The organism is Kitasatospora sp. NPDC051853 (assembly GCF_044452665.1).
Classification (GTDB): Bacteria; Actinomycetota; Actinomycetes; order Streptomycetales; family Streptomycetaceae; genus Kitasatospora.
Map to the genome: position 1 here is coordinate 66,212 of NZ_JBITBY010000019.1, position 22,968 is coordinate 89,179.

Below are 22,968 nucleotides of genomic sequence, written 5' to 3' on the forward strand. Positions count from 1 at the left end.
GCTGCGACCCCATCGGGGATCTCGTGCGCAGCAGCGTCGAACTCCGGCGATCGGGCAGGATCAGGTGAGCGCGGGCTCCCGCTGGTCCAGCTCGATGCTGCTGAGCAGCGAGTGCTCGTCAACGACAGCGGTGAGTGCGTCGTTCTCAGCCTGCATCCGGTTGAGCTCGGACTCCAGGTCCTGGACGCGCTGCTGAAGCCGTCGCATCTCGGAGAGCATTCGCGGGTCGGGGCCGCCGACGTACCCGAGAAGCGCCTTTGCCATGATGAATGGTCCTCCACGCTGAGTGACCGAACCGTATAGGTACAGGTCTTGGGGGAAGGGGTGTCACGCACCCGTCCGCGGGCCGGTAGTGCTGGCTGGGCACTACGGGAGAGCCGCGTGAGCTGGGCTCACGACGGCATGACCCTGCCGGGAGAACGCATATTGGTGCGCGGGCTTTCAGCGTCTCACCAAAGACGGTACGGGTCAACACGATCACCGCACGCTACCGCCACCCTGTCACCTGCACGCGGGAGTGGACACGCTGTGCGGCCGGGCTGGCAACCCACCGTTGTGTCAGATGGATCACTGCTCGCTGCGGAGTCAACCACGAGTCTGCCCAGAAGGCAACCGCACGACACCGACAGTCGTGCCTCGGTGTCACCTCGGTGTCACGCCGGTGTCCTCCGTGCACACCCCGGCACCCCCCGCGGCCGCCGGGCGGCGCCGGGGCTCACCGGAGTTCGAAGCCCTCGTACCGGTCGGCGGTGGCCCCCCATATCTCGGTGACACCGCTCACCCGACCCGGCGTGCCGGGGCCGCGCAGCAGGTGCAGGAGGCGCTCGCAGTCGTGCCGCGCGCCCTGGGCGACCACCTGGACCCGGCCGTCGCCGAGGTTGCTGGTGTAGCCGGTGAGGCCGCCGATCTCCAGCGCCCTGGCCCTGGTCCACCAGCGGAAGCCGACTTCCTGGACCTTGCCGCGCACCCAGGCGGTGCAGCGGACGGGCTCGTCGCTGTGCATGGCCACGACCCTAGGCCATGCGCGGCGACGAGCCGTCCGCCGGGATCAGCGGAACAGCGCCACCAGCGCGCGGGCCTCGTCCTGGGTCTGCGAGAGGGCGGCCAGCGAGCCGTCGGCGAAGTGCAGGTCGACCCGGTCGGAGATGCCACCCGTGCGGTCCTCGACCCGGCGGACCCGGCCGTAGGGCAGCTCACCGAGCGGCCGCAGGCCCACACCGACCAGGTGATCGGCGATCAGGATGCGGCGATCGGTGAAGGCCGCGAACACCCGGTCGTTGTCCATCGGCTCGGCCCCCTGGTAACCGTGCCGAACCATGACCACGAACTGCCCGGCCTGACTGCCCCAGCCACCCTGCAGCCCCCGGCCCCGGGTGATCCGGCGCATCACCCGGAAGAAGCCGAAGACCGACTCGTACAGCAGCTCGGCGATGGTGGCCACCAGGTCGAAGAGCGCACCGACGGCGGCCAGCGCCCTGATGCTGTCGTCACCCGGCCGGTACTTGCGCGGGACGCGACGGATCAGGTCGGTGAGCTGGATCTTGGCCACCGCGTGGATCTGCTCGCCCGGCTGGAGGTGCGGGGCGAACAGCGGGCGGTAGGACTCGCCGCCCAGCGGCCGCGGCTCGGTGTACGTGCTCATCCGAAGGCCTCCTCGACCCTGGTCTGCGGCACCCGGTAGGGCTTCGCGTGCTCGCCGCCGTCCAGCGCGCCGGTGGCCGCGTCGATCGCGGCGTCGTCCTTGGCCGCGTCGGTGAGTTCCCCGCCGAAGTCGCCCGCGCCGATGCCGAGCCCGACACCGGTGGCGATGCCGCCCTTGACCGCGCCGAAGCCGACCTTCACCGCCTGGGCGGTGGCGAACTCCCCGAGGGTACCGATGTTGGGGTTGGTCAGCAGGTCACGCGCGGTGCCGAAGCGGTTCCCGACGCCACCGATCTTGCGGACCGCCTTGGCCGCCTTGAGGCCCTCCCTGATGTTCTTGAAGGACTTCCCGGCGGTCTGGATCTTCCGGACCGCGTCCATCAGCTTGCCGAGGGTCGTGGCCAGCTTGCGGGAGACCGAGGCGATCCGCAGCACGTAGATCGACACCTCGGCCTCGACCACCAGCGCGTTGACCACGGTGGCGGCGCCCAGGGTGATGATGTCCACCAGGATCATCGCGGCCATGGTGGCGATCAGGACCTCGATCGCCTCCCGGATCAGCCCGATGACCAGGTTCTCGGCCAGCTCGCAGGCCTCGGCGGCCTGACTGATGATCTTCGCCGTCTCGTTCATGTCGGCGGCGGTGGCCTCGATGGCCTCGACCACCCTGCCCATGTGGCCGCCGAAGGCCGCGGAGGCCGCGCCCTCCCACTGGGTGGAGAGCGTCATGCCGCCCTCGCGCAGCTCGTTGGCGACCTCCTGCATGGCCTTCGCCTGGGCCTGCCACTCCTGCGCGGCGTTGGTGAGGGTCTCCAGCTCGCCGGTGACCTCCTCCAGCATGTCCATCAGCCCGAGGAAGTCCAGGGCTCCCTTGACGAACTCGTCCAGCCCGGCGTCCAGGCCCTCGGAGACCGGGTTGGTGAAGCTGGGCAGCGCCTCGAAGGGCGTGCTGACGAAGTCCCGGGTCCACTTGTACGCGGCACCGGCCTCGGCGAAGGAGACGTCCGTCCCGGGGATCACTGGCCGCCCCCGTAGACCGACGCGATGGCGACGTCGTGGTTGGCGTAGTTGTCGGCCGTGTCCTGGAGACCGCCGGCGGTGTCCGCCAGGATCTCGGTGAGGTCGGTGAGGTTCTCCCGCTCGGCCTCGGCGTGCTCCTGGTAGGCCTCGTACAGGTTCTGTGCGTCCGGCAGCTTGCCGAAGTCGTTGGAATTCAGCGACACCGAGGCGAGGCGGGACTGGATCTCGGCGATCCGTTCCGCCTGCGCCTCGACGAGTGCCGCGTACTGCCTGAGTGCGCCCGGTTCTACCCGGAAGCCCTTGTCCCCCATGGTGGTGCCCCTTGCTCCGTACTTGGCTGATCATCGTACTGATAGCCAGACGCCGTCCTGCGGGCAAGGGGTTTCACACCACCCGACTCAGAAGCCCCCGAAGTCCCCTCCACCACCGAAGTCCCCGCCGCCGCCACCGTCGAACCCGCCGTAGTCGGAGGGGTTGAAGTCGGCTCCGGAGGAGTCACCGCCCTCCCAGCCCGAACCGGCCGCACCGGTGTCCGCCCAGGCGGTGGACGGGGTGGCCAGCATCGAGCCGAGCGCCGTCCCCACCAGCAGGCCCGGCAGCATCCCGCCGCCGAAGTACCCGCCCGCCCACGGGCTGTAGGCCGGCCCGGCGTTCCAGTACGGCTCCCGGCCGTGCTCCGTCTGCACCGTGCGGATCTCCGGCTCCTGACCCGCCGTCAGCCGGGCCGCGTCGGCCGCGCAGACCGGTACCGAGCGGCGGGCCGCGCCCGCCGGGGCCCAGTCCGCGTCCTTCACCGAGGGGCCGTGCCGCGGGTCGAAGAAGCACGGCGGACGGCGGTCCGGCAGCGGCCGCTGCTCCCGACGGGCCGTCAGGGTGGCCAGCGCGAACCGGCCGTCGGCCAGCGCCTCCGTCACCGGGCGGACCTGGTCCGGGCGCTCGGCCCGGTCCATCTCCCGCTTGGCCCGGTCGTAGCAGTCCAGCGCGTGCGCGTAGTCCGCCCGCTGGGCGTCGTCCGCCTCCGGGGCGCCGGGGGCGAAGTCCAGCCGGTCCAGCTCCTCGCCGAAGGCCGTGATGTCCTCGTCCACCACCACCCGCAGCTGGGCCAGCTCGGCCCGCGCCTTCTCCGCCTTCTTCCGCTTCGACCGGCGCAGCAGCAGGAACCCCCCGCCGCCGGCCAGCGCCAGCAGCGCCACCGGCACCACGATCGCCGCCACCCCGACACCGCCGCCGGAGGAGGCCACGCCCTTGCCCTTCACCTGACCGAGCGCCTGCCCGGCGAAGTCGTCCAGGGTGCCGGCGATGTCGCCCGGGTGGGCCCGGAACGCCGCCCCGGAGATCGAGGCCGCCGCCGCGCCCGACAGCGCCGCCGGGTCCGAGAAGGCCTTGAACTCCTCGCCCCGCCAGATCGCGTAGACGCCCGTCACCCCGACCCTGGTCCGCAGGTCCTTGGCCGTCGTCAACGCCGGGTACTGCTCGTCCGCCGGGACCACGGCCACGAACACCGGCTTGTCGGCCGCCTTGATCCGCGCGGTCAGCGCGGCGGCCTGCCCGGCCGAGTACCGCCCGGCCATCGCCGGATCGACGTACACCTGACCCTGCTTCAGCGCCTTCGCCGCCTCCTCGATCCCCCCGGCGGCCACGGCGGGGCCGGCCGGCAGCAGCAGGACGAGGGCGGCCAGCAGCGCGGCGAGCAGGGCGACGACCGGAGCACGGCCCGGCCGGTGGAGCGCGAAGGTCCTCATGCTCCGAACCTACCCCCGGAAACCGGACATACCGCTCATCCCGGGGCATCCGGTCTCCCCCGCCGGTCGGGCCGGACACCACTCCTCCTACCGGTGGACCCCGGCGCCCGGCGGGCCCGGCATAGTTAGGGCTGATCAAGCACGTCCGCACCATCCACGATCGGAGCACCCGGTGATCCTGGGCCTCGTCACCGCCGTCGCGGCATCCGCCTGCTACGGCACCGGCTCGGTACTCCAGGCGGTCGGCTCACGCCGCTCCGCCCGCGAGGAGGCCGCCGCCAAGGGCCGCTCCGCCGGCGTCACCGAGCACGGCGGCCCCAACCTCTCCTCCACCGCCAAGGCCGCCGTCACCTGGGAGTTCATCCTCGGCACGGTGCTCGACCTGATCGGCTTCGGCCTCGGCGCCCTGGCCGCCCGGCTGCTCCCGCTCTTCCTCTCGCAGACCATCATCAGCGCCAACCTGGTGATCACCGCGGTGCTCTCCATCAAGCTGCTCGGCATCCGCCTCAAGCGCCCCGAGTGGGCCTCGATCGCCGTGCTCTGCGCCGCGCTGGTCCTGCTCGCCGTGGCGGCCGGCCCCGAGGGCGGCCACCACGCCGAGATGGCCGTCCACTGGTGGCTGCTCGGCGTCACCATCGCCCTGATCGTGATCGGTGCGGTGGTGGTCCGCCTGATGGGCGCCGGCGGCGCGATCGTGGCCGGCCTGCTCTCCGGCCTCGGCTTCGGCGCCCTCGGCGTCGGCGTGCGCATCCTGAACGGCGTCGAGCCCTTCGACCTGGTGAAGCTGCTCACCGACCCGGCCCTCTACGCCATCCTGGTCGGCGGCATCGGCGGGATGTACCTCCACACCGTCGCCCTGCAGATCGGCTCGGTCAACGGCGCCACCGCCGCCCTCGTGGTCGGCGAGACGGTGATCCCCGGCGCCGTCGGCGTCATCTGGCTCGGCGACTCCTCCCGGGCCGGCCTCGGCTGGCTGGCCGCCTTCGGCTTCGTCCTCGCCGTGGTCAGCGCCGTCGGCGTGGCCCACTACGGCCAGGGCGAACAGGACCTGACCGAGGACCAGGCCGTCGAACCCGAACTCACCAAGCGGGCCTGACCGGCCGGCGCGCTCCGCGGCCTCAGCGCGGAGCGCGCTGGCACTTCGGGCAGAAGTAGCTCGACCGGTTCATCCACGGCTCCCGCCGCATCGCGGTCCCGCACCGCCGGCACGGCTCGCCCTCCCGCCCGTACGCGTCCAGCTCCCGGGCGAAGTACCCGCTCTCGCCGTTCACGTTGACGTACAGGCTGTCGAAGGTGGTGCCGCCAACCGCCAGCGCCGCGCCCATCACGTCACGGGCGTGCTCCAGCAAGGTCCGCACCTGAGGGCGGGTCAGGGTCGAGGTGGCCCGCTCGTAGTGCAGCTTGGAGCGCCAGAGCGACTCGTCGGCGTAGATGTTGCCGACCCCGCTGATCAGCGTCTGGTCGAGCAGCGCCCGCTTCACGGTGGTCCGCTTGGTGCGCAGCGCGGTGACGAACAGCTCGTCGTCGAAGCGCTCGTCCAGCGGGTCGCGGGCGATGTGCCGGATGGAGAGCGGGGTGGACTCCGGGTCCCCCGGCTCGGCCTCCTCCACCGCCAGCCCGCCGAAGGTCCGCTGGTCGACGAAGCGCAGCTCGCGCCCGCCGTCGGTGAACCGCAGCCGCACCCGCAGGTGGGTCTCGTCCGGCACCGCCGGGTCCTGGACCAGCAGTTGGCCGCTCATCCCGAGGTGCCCGATCAGCGCCTGGTCGCCGCCGAGCGGCACCCAGAGGTACTTGCCCCGGCGCTGCGGGTCGCCCAGGGTCGCGCCGGTCAGCCGGGCGGCGAACTCGTCGGCCCCGCCGGGCTGGCGGCGGACGGCGCGCGGGTGCAGCACCTGCGCCTCGGCCACGGTGCGGCCGGCGGCCCAGCGGGCCAGGCCGCGCCGGACCACCTCTACTTCGGGGAGCTCGGGCACGGGGCCGCCTCTACGTGACGAAGGGTCAGCTGCTGGAGGTGCTACCGGGGTTGAGCTGGTCGGCGTACTTGGCCTTGATGGCCCGCCAGGCGCTCTCGGCGGCCTTCTGCTCGGCTTCCTTCTTCGAGCGGCCACTGCCCTGCCCGAAGTCCTCGCCGGCCACCCGGGCGGTCGCACTGAAGGTCTTCTCGTGGTCCGGCCCGGATTCGGCGACCACGTACTCCGGCACTCCGATGCCCACCGTGGCGGTGAGCTCCTGGAGGCTGGTCTTCCAGTCCAGGCCCGCGCCCAGCTGAGAGGACTCCTCGATCAGCGGGTCGAACAGGCGGTGGACGAAGTCGGTCGCGGCGTCCAGCCCCTGGTCCAGGTAGATGGCGCCGATGACGGCCTCGACGGTGTCCGCGAGGATCGAGGACTTGTCCCGGCCGCCGGTGCCCTCCTCGCCCTTGCCCAGGCGGATGAAGGCGCCGAGCTCCAGGCCCCGGCCGACCTCGGCCAGCGCGCGGGAGTTGACCACAGCGGCGCGCAGCTTGGCCAGGGTGCCCTCGGCGACCTCCGGGTGGAGGCGGTAGAGGGTGTCCGTGACGACCAGCCCGAGCACCGAGTCACCGAGGAACTCGAGGCGCTCGTTGGTCGGCAGCCCACCGTTCTCGTAGGCGAAGCTGCGGTGGGTGAGGGCACGCACCAGAAGGGCGCGCTCGAGCGTGTACCCGAGGCGCCCTTCCAGGACGTCGTATTCGGTCGAAGCCGGACCGCCGGCCTTGCTCCCGTTGGCAGGAGCCGACTTGCGGGTGGAAATGCTCTCCGACATCGATCCGTGCACCCCGCCGATCAGACCGAGAGGACCTGGCGACGGTTGTACGTGCCGCAGCTCGGGCACGCGATGTGGCCCAGCTTCGGCTCGTGGCAGCGGTCGCACGCCACGAGGGCCGGAACGACGGCCTTCCAGTTGGACCGGCGGTGGCGCGTGTTGCTGCGCGACATCTTCCGCTTCGGAACAGCCACGGCTACTTCTCCTGGTTCTCGGCGAGACCCTCACGGGTACCGCTGGTCTTGATCCCGTCACCCTCGTCGCCAGGGGCGGCGGAGAGTCCCTGCAGAGCCGCCCACCGGGGGTCGGCGGCATCGTGGTGGTGAGCCGGGTCGTCGCTCAGGCGCGCTCCGCATTCGGAACACAGGCCCAGGCAGTCTTCCTGGCACACCGGCTGCAGCGGCAGTGCGAGCACCACCGCGTCACGCAGCACCGGCTGGAGGTCGAAGAAGTCGCCCTCCAGACGGTAAGTCTCGTCCTCGGAGTCCTCGTCGAGGTCCTCCGCGCCGGCGGTCCGGGCGCGGTGACGCTCGTCGGACTCCGGGTAGTAGTACAGCTCCTGGAAGTCGACCTCCAGGTCGTCCTCCACCGGCTCCAGGCAGCGCACGCACTCGCCCTCGACGTGGGCGGTCGCGGTGCCGGTCACCAGCACGCCCTCGACCACCGACTCCAGGCGGATGTCCAGCTCGATCTCGCTGCCGGCCGGGACGCCGATGACGTCCTCGATGCCGAGGTCGGCGGGCGCCGGCAGGGTGCGGGAGACCTTGCGCAGCGAGCCCGCGCGACGACCGAGCTCATGCGTGTCGAACACGAGCGGGTCGCGGTGGTCGAGGCGGTTCAAGGTGTCCTGACTTCCTGCTGGCGGCACGCACTACCTGCGCGGCGCGGATCGGTTCTGGTCGGCGGCTTCCAGGCAGCCGAACGGGCCCAGCTCTGGAGCGGCCGGAGTGGTCAGACTACCGGACACTCCGGCCTGGCCCAACTTCGCCTTCCGTTCACCGACCGCCGAGCTCCCGGAGCCTGGTCATGTCGATCATGCTGGTGTCGAAGAAGCTGGTCTCGTCCAGACTCGCCTGCTGCTGGGGCATCTGCTGCGGGACCTGCTGCTGGGGCACCTGCTGCTGCGGGTAGCCGTAGGCGTCGTACTGCTGCTCCTGGCCCTGGTACGCGGCGGGCTGCTGGTAGCCGCCGTACGCGGGGTCGAAACCCTGGGTCTGGTAGCCGGGCTGGGGCTGCTGCGGGTAGCCGTACGGGTCCGCCGGGGACTGCCCGGCCGGGTCGTAGCCGCCGCCGTAGACCTCGGCGTACTGGCCGGCCCCGTACTGGCCCTCCTCCGGGGCCTGCCAGCCGGCCGCCGCGGGGGTGGGCTCGGGCCAGCTCTGCTGCTGCGGGACCTCGGCCTTGTACCAGGGCTGCTCCTCCTCGTCGGCGAAGCCCGCCGCGACCGCCTCGGCCCGGTTCTTGAGCTGCTGGGCCTGGTCGGCGGCGGCCAGGTAGGCGCCCAGCTCGTCGATCGGGGCCTTGCCGAGGAGCTTGTCGCGGCCCTTGCCGACGGCCTCCAGGGTCTTGCTGAGCACCGTCTCCAGGGTGGCGAGCTTCACGTCGACGTACTCGTCGACCTCGGGGCTCGGGCTGACCCGGGAGCGGAACTCCTCGCCGTCCTGGGCCTCCTCGTCGAAGGGCTGCTCGAAGACACTGGCGTCGCCGCGCAGCTTCTGCCGGCCGCGGCCGACGGCGCCCAGCGTCTTGGTGAGCACCACCTCGAAGTTGGCCAGCTTGGAGTCGACGTAGTCGTCCGCCTCGCTGCGCTTGGTCTCGACCTCGGCCCGGGCCTCGGCCAGGATGCGGTCGGCCTCGGCCTGGGCGCGCAGGACCACCTCGGTGTCGGAGACGATCGAGCCGCGCTCGTCGTGCGCGCCGCGGATGATCTGGTCGGCCTGCGCCTGGGCGTCCGCCACCACCTGCTCGTGGTCGGCCATCACCGACTGGGCCTGGGCGAGTTCGGCGGGCAGCGCGTCGCGGAGCTGCTGGAGCAGGCCGACCAACTCGGCCCGGTTCACCACGCAGGACGCCGACATGGGCATCGAGCGGGCGTTCTCCACCGCCGCGACGATCGCGTCGAGTCTGTTCTGCACGTCCACGGGGCTTCGTCTTTCCGTGTGCCGCCGGGCTGCGGCGGAGGCAGCGCCCCACGGCACGGCATCGCCATCGGGCAGGAGTAACAGACTGTACGGCCAGAGCGGGCGCAGCTCACAACGCCGGTGTCACTGCCGGGAAGGAATGTGACGCTTCGCCAGCTCTGTCCGGTTTCGGGCCGGCCTCACTTGTTCCGTTCGGCGATCCGCTCGACCAGCCGGCGGTTGACGCCCTCGGGCAGCAGGTGGGAGACGTCGCCGCCGTAGGAGGCGACCTCCTTGACCAGGCTGGAGGAGAGGAAGCTGTAGGTCGGCGAGGTCGGCACGAACAGCGTCTCGACGCCGGTCAGGCCGTGGTTCATCTGGGCCATCTGCAGCTCGTAGTCGAAGTCGCTGACCGCCCGCAGGCCCTTGATGATCGCCGGGATGCCGCGGTCCCGGCAGAAGTCCACCAGCAGGCCGAGGTGGGCCTCGATCTCGATGTTGCCGAGGTGGGCGGTGGTCTCCCGGATGAGTTCGATCCGCTCCTCGACGGTGAACATGCCCTGCTTGTTCTTGTTGATCAGCACCGCGACGTGCACCACGTCGTAGAGCTTGGAGGCCCGCTCGATGATGTCGAGGTGGCCGTTGGTGATCGGGTCGAACGAACCCGGGCAGACCGCTCGGCGCATGGCGTGGACTCCCTTGAGGGACAGGGTGGGTGGGGGGACTACCGGCCCTCGACGTCGTCGTCGGGGCCGGAGGCGGCGCGACCGTACCAGAGGGTTCCCTCGCCGTACCGCCGCGAACGCACCGGCTCGAAGCCCTCGGGCCAGCCGAACTCGCCGCCCCTGGTGCTGCGTTCCACGGTGACGAGTACGTCCTCGTCGAGCCAGCCCCCGGCCAGGAGTGTGATCAGCATCTCCCGCACCTCGTCGTCCGTGACGGAGTACGGCGGATCCAGGAAGACCAAGTCGTAGGGCGCCTGTGGCGCCTGACCCGCGATCACCCGCTCGGCCCTGTCGGCGCGGACCTCGGCCCCCGGGAGCGCGATGGTCCTCACGTTCTCCCGGATCACCCGGGCGGCGGAGGCGTCCGCCTCGACCAGCAGCACGTGCTCGGCGCCGCGGCTCAGCGCCTCCAGGCCTACCGCGCCCGATCCGCCGAACAGGTCGAGCATCCGGGCTCCGTGCAGGGTGCCGCGCAGCGCCTGGAGGGTGGAGAACATCGCCTCCCGGGCCTTGTCCGAGGTCGGGCGGGTGGTCCGGCCGGGCGGGACGGCGAGGCGGCGGCCTCCGGCGGTGCCGGCGATCACGCGGGTCATGAGGTGGGGCGGTCCTCTCGTGGGAAGGCGTGACCACCACCTAACCACGAGCGGGGCGCGGGGAACTGTTCGGCCGACCCACTACCGCCGTAGTGGGTCGGCAGCGCAGTTCCCCGCGCCCCCGGGATTACGAGCCCTCGCCCCCGACGATGGCCGGGGAGGCGTAGCGGGACCAGGAGAGGCAGCCGTCGGGCGGGCAGTACTCGGGCTTGCGCGGGTCGTGGCCGAGCTCGCGGAGCTTGGTGCGGACGGAGTCGGGCGTGCGGCCGAAGCGGGCGGCGATCCGGGCGATGGTCTCGCCCTCGTGGAAGCGGCGGGTCAGCTCCTCCTCGTGCTGGGGCACCCAGGGGGCGCCGTGGCCGGGGTAGAGCTCGCGGAGCACGTCGCGGTCGGGGATGGGCTCGGAGACGTCGGCGACGATGGCCAGGGCGCGGAGGGCCCGGTTGAGCGCGATCCGCAGGTTGGCCACCTCCTCGACCGGCAGGCGCAGCTTGCCCGAGGCGAGCGGGCTGGCGGCCGCCCCCTCACGCCAGCCGGTCAGGGTGAGGGTGACCTCGCGGTCGTCCTCGCTGGCCAGCTCGATGCGGAAGACCTTGTCGCCCAGCGGAAGCTCGTTGAGATGACGGAATGCCAAGGCAGAACCCCCAGGTGTCGTGCCAGGTACGCACCTTGGGGGTGCGCCCTGAACAACTCCTATTCTGCCGTGGACCACTGACAATTCCGGGGGCCCAAGAGCCGTGCGGAGCTGGGGAGTTAGCCCTTTTCGAGGTACTCCGCGCGGTCCTCGTCGAGCAGGCTCTCCAGGGCGGTGCGCAGCTCCGGATGGGCCGTCAGGTCAGGGTCCTCGGCGACCAGCCGGGCGGCCTCCTCGCGGGCGGTGGCGATGACCTCCTCGTCCTCCAGGACGGAGAGCACCTTGAGCGAGGACTTCACGCCGGACTGGGCCTGGCCGAGCACGTCGCCCTCGCGGCGCTGCTCCAGGTCGATCCGGGAGAGCTCGAAGCCGTCCAGGGTGCCGGCCACCGCGTCGAGGCGGGCCCGGGCGGAGGAGCCGGCGGGCATGTCGCTGACCAGCAGGCAGAGCCCGGCGGCGGAGCCGCGGCCGACCCGGCCACGGAGCTGGTGGAGCTGGGAGACACCGAAGCGGTCGGCGTCCATGATCACCATGGCGGTGGAGTTCGGCACGTTGACGCCGACCTCGATCACGGTGGTGGCCACCAGCACGTCCACCTCGCCCGCCGCGAACCGCCGCATCACGTCGTCCTTGGCCTCGGGCGCCAGCCGCCCGTGCAGGATCTCCACCCGCAGGCCCGCCAGCGGGCCCTTGGTGAGCATCTGCGCCGTCTCCACCACGGCCAGCGGGGGCCTGCGCTCGTCGCTCGCGGCGCCCACGTCCTCCGGGTCGTCGGAGACGGGCTTGCGCTTCTTCTTGGCCGGCGCGTCCTCGGGCTCGTCACCGATCCGCGGGCAGACCACGTACGCCTGGTGCCCCTTGCCGACCTCCTCGCGGACCCGCTCCCAGGCCCGGGCCAGGAAGTTGGGCTTCTCCAGCGCGGGCACCACGTGGGTGGAGATCGGCGAGCGGCCGGCCGGGAGCTGGTCCAGGACGGAGGTCTCCAGGTCCCCGAAGACCGTCATCGCCACGGTGCGCGGGATCGGGGTGGCGGTCATCACCAGCAGGTGCGGGGGCTGGCTGCCCTTGGCGCGCAGCGCGTCCCGCTGCTCGACGCCGAACCGGTGCTGCTCGTCCACCACCACCAGGCCGAGGTCCAGGAAGGTGACCTTGTCCTCGATCAGCGCATGGGTGCCGATGGCGATCCCGGCGTCCCCCGTGACCATGTCCAGCAGCGCCTGCCGGCGCGCGGCGGTGCCCATCGACCCGGTCAGCAGCACCACCTTGGTGCCCAGGTCCGAGCCGCCGAGCATGCCGCCCTCGGCCAGGTCGCCCATCATCTCGACGATGGAGCGGTGGTGCTGCTGGGCCAGCACCTCGGTGGGCGCGAGCAGCACCGCCTGGCCGCCGGCGTCCACCACGGCGAGCATGGCGCGCAGCGCGACCAGGGTCTTGCCGGAGCCGACCTCGCCCTGGAGCAGCCGGTGCATCGGGTGCTCGGTGGCCAGGTCGGCGAAGATCTCGGCCGACACCTTCTGCTGACCCTCCGTCAGGGTGAAGGGCAGCCGGGCGTCGAAGGCGGCCAGCACCCCGTCGGCGGAGGGGCGGCGGGCCACCGCGGGCAGCGCGGAGTCCGCGGCCCGGCGCTGGGCCAGGGCCACCTGGAGGACGAACGCCTCGTCCCAGCGCAGCCGCTCCTGGGCGCGCTCCTTCTCGGCCTGGTTGCGCGGGCGGTGGATCAGCTCCAGCGCCTCGGGGAGCGGGATCAGGCCGTGCTTGTCGCGCAGCTCGGCGGGGAGCGGTTCGCCGACCTCGGCCAGGTGCTTGTCGAGCCCCAGCTCGACGCAGAGCTGGAGCTTCCAGCTGGGCATCTGGGCGCTGGCCGGGTAGACCGGGATCAGCCGGCCCGCGAACCGGCCGGCCGCCTCGCCGCCCTCCTCACCGTCGATCAGTTGGTAGTCCGGCGAGGCGAGTTGGCGCTTGCCGTTGAAGACGCCGACCTTCCCGGCGAACAGGCCCTGGGTGCCGGGGCGGAGGTCCTTCTGCCGCCAGCCCTGGTTGAAGAACACCAGGCTGAGCCGGCCCCGCCCGTCGGTGACCACCACTTCGAGGCGGTCCCCCTTGCGGGCCTTGAACGGGATCAGGGTGACCTTCTCGACCCGGGCCAGCACGGTGACGTGCTCGTCGATCTCCAGCTCGTCGAGGCTGGTGAGCTGGCCCCGTTCCACGTACTTGCGCGGGTAGTGGTGCAGCAGGTCGCCGACCGTGCGCAGCTTGAGGCTGTCGGCCAGCACCTTGGCGGTGCGGTCGCCGACCAGCTTGGTCAGGGATTCGTCGAGTGCGCCCACCGTCCCTATTGGACACCACCACGGCGACAACACGGAGCGCCCCGCCTGGGAGCGCCCCGCAGGGGCGCGAGGAACTGCGCGCGGGGGGACGGCACCACGTGCAACTGGCTCGCATGCCCCGATCCGGCGCTGGGCCGCCTTCCGTACTCGCGCAGTTCCTCGCGCCCCTGAGGTCGCTGCCCTACCGCGCGCGGTCCTACTCGACCCCGATGAGCAGCGGGACCGCCTGCTGCCCCCCGTCGTAGCGGACGGTGTCGACCTCGGGGCGTTGGCGGCGGGCGTGGGCGTCGAGGCGTTCGGCCAGCCCGGGCGGGGCGCCCTCGCCGAGGACCAGGGTGACGAGCTCGCCGCCGGCGGCGAGCATCCGGCCGAGGACCTCCTCGCCGATGTCCGCGAGGTCGGTGCCGATGGCGACCACGTCGCCGTCGATCAGGCCGAGCACGTCCCCGGCCTGGCAGACCCCGGCCATGGTCCAGGACTCCCCCTCCGCGACGACGAGTTCCGCGTACCGGGTGGCCCCCGCCGCCGAGGTCATCGCGACCACGTCCTCGTCGAAGCGCCGCGCGGGCTCGTGCACGGCGAGCGCCGCCAGCCCCTGCACCGGCGAACGGGTGGGCAGCACGGCGATCCGCACGCCCTCCTGCCGGAGCTGGTCGGCGGCGGCACCCGCCGCGGCCCGCAGCTCGGGGTCGTTGAGCAGCAGCACCACCTCGTGCGCGCCGCACCGCCGCGCGGCGGCGGCGAGTTCGGCGCTGGCGGGCGGCCGGTCCGGGTCGGCGAGCAGCACGTGGGCGCCGGCCTGTTCGCAGAGTTCGGCCAGCCCGGGGCCGGTGACCACGCTGAGCACGGCCCGGGCGGCGACGGCCTCCCGGTCGGAGCGGTCGGCCCCGGCTCCGGCGCGGGCGGCGGCCTCGGCGAAGTGGGTGATCCGGATCTGGTACGGCCGTCCGGCCCGCACGCCTGCCTCGACCGCGGCCCCGGCGTCGTCCACGTGGACGTGGACGTTCCACAGGCCGTCACCGCCGCCCACCACCAGGGAGTCCCCGAGCGCGCCCAGTTCGCGCCGCAGCTCGGGCAGCGCCTCGTCGGGAGCGTCGAGCAGGTAGATGACCTCGAAGGCGGGGTGGCCCGGGCCGGGCGGCCGCTGGTGGCCCTCGCAGCCGGGGGCGGGGCGCAGCCCGTGGTCCTGACGGAGTGCGACCGGGCCCATCGGGGTCTTCCCGGCGACCGCGTCGGCCAGGGCGCCCAGCACGGCGACCAGTCCGCGGCCGCCCGCGTCGACCACGCCCGCCTCGGCGAGCACCGGCAGCTGGCCGGGGGTGCGCAGCAGCGCCTGCCGGGCGGCCCGGTAGGCGGTGTCGGCGGTTCCGGTGAGCCCGTCCCGGCCGTCGCCGTCCTCGGCCGCCGTCGCCGCCGCGGCGGCGACGGTGAGCAGCGTGCCCTCGACCGGCTCGGCGACGGCCTGGTAGGCGGAGTCGGCGGCCCGGCGCAGGGCCTTGCCGAGGTTGGCGGGTTCGCCGCCGTGGGCGAGGACCTCGGCGAGGCCGCGCAGCCACTGGGCGAGGATGACGCCGGAGTTGCCCTGGGCGCCGATCAGGGCGCCGCGGGCGAGCAGGGCGGTGGCCTCGGCCAGGCCGCTCTCGGCGGGGCCCTGTTCGAGCGCCTCGGCGGCGGACTCGACGGTCAGGTAGAGGTTGGTGCCGGTGTCGCCGTCCGGTACGGGGTAGACGTTGAGGGCGTCGATCTCCTCGCGGGCCTGACCGAGGGCGGTCAGCGCGAGGCGGCTCCAGGTGCGGACGGTGGTGGCGTCTAGCGTGGCCGGCACCTGGCTCCTCCGGATGAACGCGACGGAAAGAATGGGGCGATGCTGGCAGGTTATCCGGCGAACGGGCCGGTGGGTGCCGGTGACCGGCGGGACGATCATGGGCCGGGCCGTGGTAGTTTCGTTGAGCGGGAGTGCTCGTTGTATGCTCTCCCGGTTGCCTGGAACAACCCGGGCGCACCCCTTGAACCGGCTCGGTCCACGTGAGTGGCCCTGGTCGCTCAGCCGGGGTTTTCGAACGTAAATGATCTGAAGTCTTGGAGTGACTCCTGTGGCTGCCAACTGCGACGTCTGCGGCAAGGGGCCGGGCTTCGGCAACAGCATCTCCCACTCGCACCGCCGTACCCCCCGTCGTTGGAACCCCAACATCCAGACGGTTCGTGCGACGGTCGGTCGGACGCCGAAGCGGCTCAACGTCTGCACCTCGTGCATCAAGGCCGGTAAGGTCTCGCGCTGACGCGCAGACCGGTTAGCCGGTCCTCCAGATCGCCGATTCGCCCTAGGGCGGGTCGGCTTTCTGTCTTTCCCGCCCGAACGGCGGAACGGAAGGGCGGGCCCTCGGGCCCGCCCTTCCGCGCGTCTCAGGAACGCCAACGCCAGGCGTGGTCCACCGGGCCGATGCCCGCGCCGAGCGCGAAGCCACCGCGGATCGCGCCGGTGATGTAGTCCTTGGCCGCGGCCACCGCCTCCGGCATCTCCGCGCCCTTGGCCAGCTCGGCGGCGATCGCGCTGGCCAGCGTGCAGCCGGTGCCGTGGGTGTGCCGGTTGTCCAGGCGGGGAGCCCGGTACCAGTGCCGGGAGCCGTCGGCCCCGGCCAGCAGGTCGGCCGCCTCGCCCTCCAGGTGACCGCCCTTGACCAGCACCCACCGCGGCCCGTGCCCGAGCAGCGCCTCGGCGGCGGCGTCCATGTCCCGCTCGCCGGCCACCTCGATGCCGGTGAGCTGGGTCACCTCGTGCAGGTTGGGCGTGGCGAGGGTGGCGACCGGCAGCAGCCTCTCCCGGACGGTGGCCACCGCCTCGGCGGCGAGCAGCGCGTCGCCGTGCTTGGAGACGCCGACCGGGTCGACCACCACCGGGGCGCCGACCCCGGCGAGCAGTTCGGCGACGGTCTCCACCAGTTCCACCGAGGCGAGCATGCCGGTCTTCACCGCCTGCACCCCGATGTCGTCCACCACGCTGCGGAACTGGGCCCGGACCGCCTCGGCCGGGAGCTCCCAGTAGCCCTGGACGCCGACCGAGTTCTGGGCGGTGACGGCGGTGATCACGCTCATGCCGTGCACGCCGAGCGCGAGCATCGCCTTGAGGTCGGCCTGGATGCCGGCGCCGCCGCCGCTGTCGGATCCGGCGATGGTGAGTACGCGAGGAGGAGCAACCATGGGCGCCAACCTACCGAACCCGCCTCACAGCACCGCTTCGGACTCCGCCCAGCGGTCCTCGGGGACGGTCTTCAGCTGCTGGACGGCCTCGGCGACCGGGACCAGCTCGATGTCGGTGCCGCGCAGCGCGGTGAAGTGCCCGAAGGCGCCCTTGTGGACGGCCTCCACCGCGTGCCAGCCGAAGCGGGTGGCCAGTACCCGGTCCCGGGCGGTCGGGGTGCCGCCGCGCTGGGTGTGGCCGAGGATGACCGGCCGGGCCTCCTTGCCGAGCAGGTTCTCCAGCTCGATGGCCAGTCGGTTGCCGATCCCGCCGAAGGTCTGGTGGCCGTACTGGTCCACCGTGCCGTGGTCGAAGCGGAGCGTGCCGGGCGCCGGCTTGGCGCCCTCGGCGACGGCGATGATGGCGAACTTCTTGCCGCGCCGGAAGCGCTCCTCGATCATCCGGGAGACGGCCTCGATGTCGAAGGCCTTCTCCGGGATCAGGATGCCGTGGGCGCCGGCGGCCATCCCGGCGGTCAGCGTGATCCACCCGGTGTGACGGCCCATCAGCTCGACCACCATCACCCGCTGGTGGGACTCGGCGGTGGTCTTCAGCCGGTCGATCGCCTCGGTGGCCACGTGCACGGCGGTGTCGAAGCCGAAGGTCACGTCGGTGGCGTCGATGTCGTTGTCGATGGTCTTCGGGACCCCGACCACCGGCAGGCCGGCGTCGCTGAACATCCGGGCGGCGGTCAGCGTGCCCTCGCCGCCGATGGCGATCAGCGCGTCGATGCCGATCTTCTCGGCCAGCTCGTGGGCGTTCTCCACCGCCCACTGGATGCGCTCGCGCTGCACCCGGGCGGAGCCCAGGATGGTGCCGCCCAGGGTGAGCAGGCCGGTGACGTCGTCGTGCGAGACCGGGCGGGCCCGGCCCTCGATCAGGCCGAGGAAGCCGTCCTCGATGCCGATGATCTCGTCGCCGTGCACGTCGGTGCCCCGGTGCACCACCGAGCGGATCACCGCGTTGAGGCCGGGGCAGTCCCCGCCGCTGGTCAGGACACCGATGCGCATGGGGGTGTGCTCTCCCGCCGGGTTAGTCGGATTCTCGTACGAGCCGGACAACACCCAACGAAACGGACATTGCCGACGGGCTCACACTATCCGCCCGCCCCGCCCCGACCGGAATTCCCGCGCCTGACGGAGGATCAGTCCTCCGACGCGAAGTGGTCCCAGCCGCCCGCCCGGTCCCACGGCGCGCCGTCCACCGTCACCACCCCGCCCCGCCCCGGACTGGCCGGGCGGACCACCTCGCCCACCACCCGCCAGCGGGCGGGCAGTTGGACGGAGGACGGGAAGGTGGCCACGATCGCGTGGTCCTCGCCGCCGGAGAGCACCCAGACCAGCGGGTCGATGCCGACCGCCTGGCCGATGTCCGCCATCTGGGCCGGCACGTCGAAGTCGGCCGCCCGCAGGTCGATGTCCACCCCGCTGGCCCGGGCCACGTGGCCGAGGTCGGCCACCAGGCCGTCGCTGACGTCGATCATCGAGGTGGCGCCGAGGTCGGAGCCGGCCGGGCCGGCGTGGTACGGCGGCTCGGGGCGGCGGTGCGCCTCCACGAAGGCGCGCGGCGAGCGGAAGCCCCGGGCCAGCACCGAGAGACCGGCGGCGGACCAGCCCAGCCAGCCGGTGACCGCGACCACGTCACCGGTCCTGGCGCCCGAACGGGTCACCGGGGCGCGGCCCTGGAGGTCGCCGAGCGCGGTGATGGCCAGCGTGATGGTGTCCCCGCGCACCACGTCACCGCCGACCACGGTGGCCCCGGCCACCTGGCACTCGTCCCGCAGACCGTCCATCAGCTCGGTGGCCCAGGTGGTGGGCAGGTCGGCGGGGGCCACCAGGCCGAGCAGTATCGCGGTGGGCACCGCGCCCATCGCGGCGATGTCGGCGAGGTTCTGGGCGGCGCACTTGCGGCCCACGTCGTAGGCGGTGGACCAGTCACGGCGGAAGTGCCGGCCCTCGATCAGCACGTCGGTGGTGGCCACCACCCGGCCGTCCGGCGCCTTCACCACGGCGGCGTCGTCGCCCGGCCCGAGCTCCACCGCCGGGGTCATCGGCAGCCGGGCGGTGAGCTCCCTGATGAGTCCGAACTCGCCGAGCTCGCCCACGGTCCCCTGCATCTGCCGTCCTCTCGCCACTGTGCCCGGTCGCCCCGTCCGCCCGCAGCGTACGCCCTCCGGGGGCTCCCCAGCGGCGGGGGTCAGCGGTAGCGTGGTGATCAGACTCCCCGGTCCGTCCGCCCCGCTCTGGAGGTCCCCCGTGGTACAGGCATACATCCTGATCCAGACCGAGGTCGGCAAGGCGACCGCCGTCGCCCAGGAGATCAAGAAGATCCAGGGCGTGGTCTCCGCCGAGGACGTCACCGGCCCCTACGACGTGATCGTCCGGGCCGAGGCCTCCACCATCGACGAGCTGGGCCGCCTGGTGGTCGCCCAGGTCCAGCAGATCGAGGGCATCACGCGCACCCTCACCTGCCCGGTGGTCAACCTGTAAGCCTGGCTACCATCACCGGGTGAGCCGATTCAGCAGCCTCCCCGCCACCGTCCGCTGGGGCGTGCCACCCGCCGCCCTGCTGACCTGCGTGGGGCTGCTCGGCTGGAGCTGGAGCCTGCCCCAGGACGTCGAGCCGCCGAAGCCCCGGGCGGGCGAGGTCGGGTACTGCGAGGCGCTGGACCGCGCCCTGCCGGACACCCTGATGGGCCACAGGCGTGACGACCCGTCACCCTCCTCGCCCTTCACCGCCGCCTGGGACAGTTCGGGGCGCACGGTGCTGCGCTGCGGCGTCGAGCGCCCCGCGTACCTGAACGCCTACGTGGAGGACAACTCGCTCAAGGGCCCCGAGGTGAACGACGTCCAGTGGGGCATGGCCCCGGACGGCAAGGGCGGCTACCGCTTCGCCACCACCCAGCGGGCCGTCTACGTCGAGGTGACCGTCCCCGGGGATGCCTACCGGAACTACGCCGATCCGCTCAGCTCACTGACTGACGCGATCAAAGCGAGCATTCCGGAGGGCATCCCCTCCCGGGCCGCCTAGCGCAGGCCGGTCGAACGGCTGAGCGCGGCGGTCAGCAGACGGTCGATCAGCTCCGGGTACGGCAGGCCGGTGGCCTCCCACATCTTCGGGTAGGCCGAGATGGGGGTGAAGCCGGGCATGGTGTTGATCTCGTTCACCACCCAGCTGCCGTCCTCCAGCAGGAAGAAGTCGACCCGGGCCAGGCCCTCGCAGCCGAGCGCCTCGAAGGCCGCCACCGCCTGCCGCCGGATCTCGGCCAGCTCGGACTCCGTCAGCTTGGCCGGGATCTCGACCTCGGAGGAGTCGATGTACTTGGCCTCGAAGTCGTAGAACTCGTAGCCGCCGCCGACGTGCACCTCGGCCGCCACGCTGGCGCGCGGGCCGTCCTCGAACTCCAGCACCGCGCACTCGATCTCACGGCCCGTCACCCCGAGCTCCACGATCACCTTGGGGTCGTGGCGGCGCGCCTCGTCGATCGCGGCGTCCAGGTCGGCCAGGTCCTTGACCTTGGTGATGCCGATGCTGGAGCCGGCCCGGCAGGGCTTGACGAACAGCGGCAGGCCGAGCGCGGCGATCCGCTCGCGGGCGGCGGCGCGGCCCTCCTCGGTCTCCCAGTCGCGCGGGCGGACCACGGTGTAGCGGCCGACCCCGATGCCGTGCGACTCCAGGATCCGCTTGGTGAACTCCTTGTCCATCCCGGCGGCGCTGGCCAGCACGCCGGAGCCGACGTACGGCACCCCGGAGAGCTCCAGCAGCCCCTGGATGGTGCCGTCCTCGCCCCACGGGCCGTGCAGCAGCGGCAGCACCACGTCCACCTCGCCGAGCACCTTGGGCGCGGCGCCGGGCTCGCTCCAGACCACCTCGCGGCTGGCCGGGCTGCCCGGCAGCGCGACCTGGCCCTCGGCGGACTCGGCGATGCCGTCCACGTCGGGGAGCTTCCCGTCGGTGATGGCCATCCGGCCCGGCTCGTCGCCGACCAGGGCCCAGCGGCCCTCATGGGTGATGCCGATCGGCAGCACCTCGTACTTGCTCCGGTCGATCGCCCGGAGCACGCTGGCGGCCGTGACGACCGAGACACCGTGCTCGGAGCTGCGTCCGCCGAAGACGATCGCAACGCGCGGCTTGGCCGCGTTCGGGGAGGTCTGTTCGATGCTCATATCGCATTTGAGACTACCGTGCGGATGTTTCGCCACAGGACACCCGCACGGTGTCGGATCGTCGGCCCCCGGCGGCGTCCGGCCTACCGCCGTTCGGGCTTGGCCGCGCGGGCCATCAGCCCGGCCAGCACCTCCTGGGTCGGCCGCCCGTGGTGCACCACGTCCACCACGGCCTCCACGATCGGCATGTCGACCCCGTGGCGGCGGCCCAGGTCGAGCACCGACTCGCAGGACTTGACGCCCTCGGCGGTCTGCTTGGTCGCGGCGACGGTCTGCTCGACCGTCATGCCGCGGCCGAGGTTGAAGCCGAAGGTGTGGTTGCGGGAGAGCGGGGAGGAGCAGGTGGCCACCAGGTCGCCCATGCCGGCCAGGCCGGCGAAGGTGTACGGGTCGGCGCCCAGGGTGAGGCCGAGCCGGGTGATCTCGGCCAGGCCGCGGGTCATCAGGGTGGCCTTGGTGTTGTCGCCCAGGCCCATGCCGTCGGCCATGCCGACCGCCAGGCCGATCACGTTCTTGACCGCGCCGCCGAGCTCGCAGCCGACCACGTCGGTGGAGGTGTACGGGCGGAAGTAGGGGGTGTGACAGGCCGTCTGGAGCCGCTTGGCGACGGCCTCGTCGGCGCAGGCGACCACCGAGGCGGCGGGCTGCTTGTCGGCGATCTCCCGGGCCAGGTTGGGCCCGCTGATCACCGCGACCCGGGCCGGGCCGACCCCGGCGACCTCCTGGATCACCTCGGACATCCGCTTGGTGGTGCCGAGTTCGACGCCCTTCATCAGCGAGACCAGCACCGTCCGCTCGTCGAGCAGCGGGGCCCAGTCGGCCAGGTTCTGACGGAGCGTCTGGGACGGCACCGCCAGCACCGCGAAGTCCGCCCCGGCCAGCGCCTCGGCCGGGTCGGTGGTGGCGCGGACGTTGGCCGGCAGCGGGGTGTCCGGCAGGTAGTCCGGGTTGACGTGGGTGGTGTTGATGGCGTCCACCAACTCCTTGCGGCGGCCCCAGAGGGTCACCTCGCAGCCGGCGTCCGCCATCACCACGGCGAACGCGGTGCCCCAGGAGCCGGTGCCGAAGACGGCGCAGCGGGTCATTCGGCCGCCCCCTCGGTGCTGTTGCCGGCCGCCCGGTCCTTCTTGGCGGCGGCCCGGTCGGCCCGCTCGCGGGCGGCCTTGCGCATGTCGTAGCGCTCGGCCGGTGCCTCCTCGCCGCGGATGCCGGCCAGCACCTCGGTGATCGCGGCCATGATGTCCTCGGTGGCGTCCCGCAGCACCTGGGCGGTCAACTCCTGGCCCTGGTACTTGCTGAGGTCCACCGGCGGCCCGGCGGCCACCGTCACCTTGTGCCGGGGGAAGAGGTTGAACTTGCCCTTCCCGCCCCGGCCGTACGGCGGGATGATCTCGTGCGCGCCCCAGTGCGCGACCGGGATGACCGGCGCGCCGGTCATCAGCGCGACCCGGGCCGCGCCGCTCTTGCCGGTCATCGGCCAGAGCTCCGGGTCCCGGGTGAGGGTGCCCTCGGGGTAGAACTGCACGCACTGGCCGCGGTCGATCGCCTCGATCGCGGCGCGGAACGCCTCGGCGGCGTCGGTGGACTCGCGGAACACCGGGATCTGGCCGGTCTTGCGCAGCATGAAGCCGATGAACGGGACCGAGAACAGCTGGGACTTGCCCAGTATCCGGGGCGGGCGGCCGCTGTTGTACTGCCAGTGGGCGTAGACCACCGGGTCGATCACCGAGTTGTGGTTCACCACCGCGAGGAAGCCGCCCTTCTCGGGCAGGTGCTCCCAGCCCCGCCAGTCCGGCTTCACCAGGGCCGTGGTGACCGGCTTCACGAGTACGGCCGCGAAGCGGTACCAGATCCCGTAGTCGGCGTTGCCGAACCGGGCGTTCGAGCGGGCCACCCCTGCTCCTCTTTCCTCGTCCGTCACACACCTGGTGCCACGGGTCCGTCGTGGCGGACCAGTCTCACGGCTGGCCCGGCCGCT

At 72.5% G+C, this 22,968-nt stretch carries 26 protein-coding genes; 4 read left to right on the top strand and 22 right to left on the bottom strand.

Translation table 11 applies throughout. The annotated features are described in order from the left end of the window. Window positions 1-60: 60 nt before the first annotated feature. From ACIA8O_RS37705 to ACIA8O_RS37730, 6 genes are all read right to left on the bottom strand, one after another. Window positions 61-264: a hypothetical protein gene (locus ACIA8O_RS37705; protein ID WP_396298586.1), complete on the bottom strand. Its 204-nt coding sequence runs from the start codon at window positions 262-264 to the stop codon at window positions 61-63. Between the two features lie 451 nt (window positions 265-715). After that, entirely contained in the window at window positions 716-1,003 is a 288-nt protein-coding gene (locus ACIA8O_RS37710; protein WP_396298587.1) for an acylphosphatase, read from the bottom strand. Window positions 1,004-1,048: 45 nt separating this feature from the next. Beyond that, window positions 1,049-1,642 (bottom strand): hypothetical protein, encoded by a 594-nt coding sequence (locus tag ACIA8O_RS37715; protein WP_396298588.1) that lies wholly within the window; start codon window positions 1,640-1,642, stop codon window positions 1,049-1,051. Then, window positions 1,639-2,661, bottom strand: a complete 1,023-nt coding sequence (locus tag ACIA8O_RS37720; RefSeq protein WP_396298589.1) for a WXG100 family type VII secretion target — start codon at window positions 2,659-2,661, stop codon at window positions 1,639-1,641. The genes ACIA8O_RS37715 and ACIA8O_RS37720 overlap by 4 nt, the downstream gene beginning before the upstream one ends. Next, the gene (locus ACIA8O_RS37725) at window positions 2,658-2,972 is read right to left on the bottom strand and encodes a WXG100 family type VII secretion target (protein WP_396298590.1); all 315 of its coding nucleotides are present in this window, start codon (window positions 2,970-2,972) and stop codon (window positions 2,658-2,660) included. The genes ACIA8O_RS37720 and ACIA8O_RS37725 overlap by 4 nt, the downstream gene beginning before the upstream one ends. Window positions 2,973-3,059: 87 nt before the next feature. After that, complete coding sequence (locus tag ACIA8O_RS37730; protein WP_396298591.1) at window positions 3,060-4,403, bottom strand: hypothetical protein; 1,344 nt, start codon at window positions 4,401-4,403, stop codon at window positions 3,060-3,062. Between the two features lie 172 nt (window positions 4,404-4,575). On the opposite strand from ACIA8O_RS37730, the gene ACIA8O_RS37735 reads away from it, so the two are divergent. Then, window positions 4,576-5,499: a hypothetical protein gene (locus ACIA8O_RS37735; protein ID WP_396298592.1), complete on the top strand. Its 924-nt coding sequence runs from the start codon at window positions 4,576-4,578 to the stop codon at window positions 5,497-5,499. Between the two features lie 22 nt (window positions 5,500-5,521). On the opposite strand, the gene mutM is transcribed toward ACIA8O_RS37735, so the two are convergent. From mutM to ACIA8O_RS37785, 10 genes are all read right to left on the bottom strand, one after another. Continuing rightward, window positions 5,522-6,376, bottom strand: coding sequence for a bifunctional DNA-formamidopyrimidine glycosylase/DNA-(apurinic or apyrimidinic site) lyase (gene mutM / locus ACIA8O_RS37740; protein ID WP_396298593.1), 855 nt, complete (start codon window positions 6,374-6,376; stop codon window positions 5,522-5,524). 25 nt (window positions 6,377-6,401) lie between these two features. Further along, on the bottom strand, window positions 6,402-7,187 hold the full coding sequence (rnc, locus tag ACIA8O_RS37745) for a ribonuclease III (RefSeq protein WP_396298594.1): 786 nt from the start codon (window positions 7,185-7,187) through the stop codon (window positions 6,402-6,404). A gap of 20 nt (window positions 7,188-7,207) precedes the next feature. Continuing rightward, complete coding sequence (gene rpmF, locus ACIA8O_RS37750) at window positions 7,208-7,381, bottom strand: 50S ribosomal protein L32 (protein WP_030056747.1); 174 nt, start codon at window positions 7,379-7,381, stop codon at window positions 7,208-7,210. A 2-nt stretch (window positions 7,382-7,383) separates the two neighbouring features. Next, window positions 7,384-8,028, bottom strand: coding sequence for a YceD family protein (locus ACIA8O_RS37755; protein ID WP_396298595.1), 645 nt, complete (start codon window positions 8,026-8,028; stop codon window positions 7,384-7,386). 154 nt (window positions 8,029-8,182) lie between these two features. Then, entirely contained in the window at window positions 8,183-9,322 is a 1,140-nt protein-coding gene (locus tag ACIA8O_RS37760; RefSeq protein WP_396298596.1) for a cell division initiation protein, read from the bottom strand. Between the two features lie 185 nt (window positions 9,323-9,507). Next, the gene (gene coaD, locus ACIA8O_RS37765) at window positions 9,508-9,993 is read right to left on the bottom strand and encodes a pantetheine-phosphate adenylyltransferase (RefSeq protein WP_396298597.1); all 486 of its coding nucleotides are present in this window, start codon (window positions 9,991-9,993) and stop codon (window positions 9,508-9,510) included. A 38-nt stretch (window positions 9,994-10,031) separates the two neighbouring features. Next, window positions 10,032-10,625 (bottom strand): 16S rRNA (guanine(966)-N(2))-methyltransferase RsmD, encoded by a 594-nt coding sequence (rsmD, locus tag ACIA8O_RS37770; protein ID WP_396298598.1) that lies wholly within the window; start codon window positions 10,623-10,625, stop codon window positions 10,032-10,034. 127 nt (window positions 10,626-10,752) lie between these two features. Then, entirely contained in the window at window positions 10,753-11,259 is a 507-nt protein-coding gene (locus ACIA8O_RS37775) for a hypothetical protein (RefSeq protein ID WP_345285497.1), read from the bottom strand. A gap of 119 nt (window positions 11,260-11,378) precedes the next feature. Further along, a complete protein-coding gene (gene recG / locus ACIA8O_RS37780) occupies window positions 11,379-13,586 on the bottom strand; it encodes an ATP-dependent DNA helicase RecG (protein ID WP_396298599.1) in 2,208 nt (735 codons plus the stop codon). Window positions 13,587-13,782: 196 nt separating this feature from the next. Further along, window positions 13,783-15,411, bottom strand: coding sequence for a DAK2 domain-containing protein (locus ACIA8O_RS37785; protein ID WP_396298600.1), 1,629 nt, complete (start codon window positions 15,409-15,411; stop codon window positions 13,783-13,785). 268 nt (window positions 15,412-15,679) lie between these two features. Here ACIA8O_RS37785 and rpmB point away from each other — a divergent pair, with 268 nt between their 5' ends. After that, window positions 15,680-15,865 carry a 50S ribosomal protein L28 gene (rpmB, locus tag ACIA8O_RS37790; RefSeq protein ID WP_082598345.1) on the top strand — a complete coding sequence of 62 codons (186 nt, stop codon included), beginning with the start codon at window positions 15,680-15,682 and terminating at the stop codon, window positions 15,863-15,865. A gap of 124 nt (window positions 15,866-15,989) precedes the next feature. On the opposite strand, the gene thiD is transcribed toward rpmB, so the two are convergent. The 3 genes from thiD to ACIA8O_RS37805 form a co-directional block, all read right to left on the bottom strand. Beyond that, window positions 15,990-16,784, bottom strand: a complete 795-nt coding sequence (gene thiD, locus ACIA8O_RS37795; protein ID WP_396298601.1) for a bifunctional hydroxymethylpyrimidine kinase/phosphomethylpyrimidine kinase — start codon at window positions 16,782-16,784, stop codon at window positions 15,990-15,992. Between the two features lie 24 nt (window positions 16,785-16,808). Beyond that, a complete protein-coding gene (locus ACIA8O_RS37800; protein ID WP_396298602.1) occupies window positions 16,809-17,834 on the bottom strand; it encodes a 6-phosphofructokinase in 1,026 nt (341 codons plus the stop codon). 134 nt (window positions 17,835-17,968) lie between these two features. After that, window positions 17,969-18,940: a thiamine-phosphate kinase gene (locus ACIA8O_RS37805; protein WP_396298603.1), complete on the bottom strand. Its 972-nt coding sequence runs from the start codon at window positions 18,938-18,940 to the stop codon at window positions 17,969-17,971. A gap of 139 nt (window positions 18,941-19,079) precedes the next feature. On the opposite strand from ACIA8O_RS37805, the gene ACIA8O_RS37810 reads away from it, so the two are divergent. Both ACIA8O_RS37810 and ACIA8O_RS37815 read left to right on the top strand, forming a co-directional pair. After that, window positions 19,080-19,313, top strand: coding sequence for an Lrp/AsnC family transcriptional regulator (locus ACIA8O_RS37810; RefSeq protein WP_396298604.1), 234 nt, complete (start codon window positions 19,080-19,082; stop codon window positions 19,311-19,313). Window positions 19,314-19,332: 19 nt separating this feature from the next. Continuing rightward, window positions 19,333-19,854, top strand: a complete 522-nt coding sequence (locus ACIA8O_RS37815) for a DUF3515 domain-containing protein (RefSeq protein WP_396298605.1) — start codon at window positions 19,333-19,335, stop codon at window positions 19,852-19,854. Here the strand turns inward: ACIA8O_RS37815 and ACIA8O_RS37820 are convergent. The 3 genes from ACIA8O_RS37820 to ACIA8O_RS37830 all read right to left on the bottom strand — a co-directional run bounded on the left by ACIA8O_RS37820 (window position 19,851) and on the right by ACIA8O_RS37830 (window position 22,884). Next, complete coding sequence (locus tag ACIA8O_RS37820) at window positions 19,851-20,990, bottom strand: D-alanine--D-alanine ligase family protein (RefSeq protein WP_396298606.1); 1,140 nt, start codon at window positions 20,988-20,990, stop codon at window positions 19,851-19,853. The two genes, ACIA8O_RS37815 and ACIA8O_RS37820, sit on opposite strands and share 4 nt — an antisense overlap. A gap of 83 nt (window positions 20,991-21,073) precedes the next feature. After that, window positions 21,074-22,075 carry an NAD(P)H-dependent glycerol-3-phosphate dehydrogenase gene (locus ACIA8O_RS37825; RefSeq protein WP_396298607.1) on the bottom strand — a complete coding sequence of 334 codons (1,002 nt, stop codon included), beginning with the start codon at window positions 22,073-22,075 and terminating at the stop codon, window positions 21,074-21,076. Next, entirely contained in the window at window positions 22,072-22,884 is an 813-nt protein-coding gene (locus ACIA8O_RS37830) for a lysophospholipid acyltransferase family protein (RefSeq protein ID WP_396298608.1), read from the bottom strand. Before ACIA8O_RS37830 ends, ACIA8O_RS37825 begins: the two co-directional genes overlap by 4 nt. Window positions 22,885-22,968 lie beyond the last annotated feature (84 nt).

Coding starts and splice junctions, on each gene's coding strand:
- ACIA8O_RS37725 (WP_396298590.1), bottom strand. CDS start 2,972: ATGGGGGACAAGGGCTTCCGGGTAGAACCGGGCGCACTCAGGCAGTAC.
- ACIA8O_RS37825 (WP_396298607.1), bottom strand. CDS start 22,075: ATGACCCGCTGCGCCGTCTTCGGCACCGGCTCCTGGGGCACCGCGTTC.
- ACIA8O_RS37800 (WP_396298602.1), bottom strand. CDS start 17,834: ATGCGCATCGGTGTCCTGACCAGCGGCGGGGACTGCCCCGGCCTCAAC.
- rsmD (WP_396298598.1), bottom strand. CDS start 10,625: ATGACCCGCGTGATCGCCGGCACCGCCGGAGGCCGCCGCCTCGCCGTC.
- ACIA8O_RS37805 (WP_396298603.1), bottom strand. CDS start 18,940: ATGCAGGGGACCGTGGGCGAGCTCGGCGAGTTCGGACTCATCAGGGAG.
- rnc (WP_396298594.1), bottom strand. CDS start 7,187: ATGTCGGAGAGCATTTCCACCCGCAAGTCGGCTCCTGCCAACGGGAGC.
- ACIA8O_RS37710 (WP_396298587.1), bottom strand. CDS start 1,003: ATGCACAGCGACGAGCCCGTCCGCTGCACCGCCTGGGTGCGCGGCAAG.
- ACIA8O_RS37820 (WP_396298606.1), bottom strand. CDS start 20,990: ATGAGCATCGAACAGACCTCCCCGAACGCGGCCAAGCCGCGCGTTGCG.
- ACIA8O_RS37715 (WP_396298588.1), bottom strand. CDS start 1,642: ATGAGCACGTACACCGAGCCGCGGCCGCTGGGCGGCGAGTCCTACCGC.
- coaD (WP_396298597.1), bottom strand. CDS start 9,993: ATGCGCCGAGCGGTCTGCCCGGGTTCGTTCGACCCGATCACCAACGGC.
- ACIA8O_RS37730 (WP_396298591.1), bottom strand. CDS start 4,403: ATGAGGACCTTCGCGCTCCACCGGCCGGGCCGTGCTCCGGTCGTCGCC.
- ACIA8O_RS37705 (WP_396298586.1), bottom strand. CDS start 264: ATGGCAAAGGCGCTTCTCGGGTACGTCGGCGGCCCCGACCCGCGAATG.
- thiD (WP_396298601.1), bottom strand. CDS start 16,784: ATGGTTGCTCCTCCTCGCGTACTCACCATCGCCGGATCCGACAGCGGC.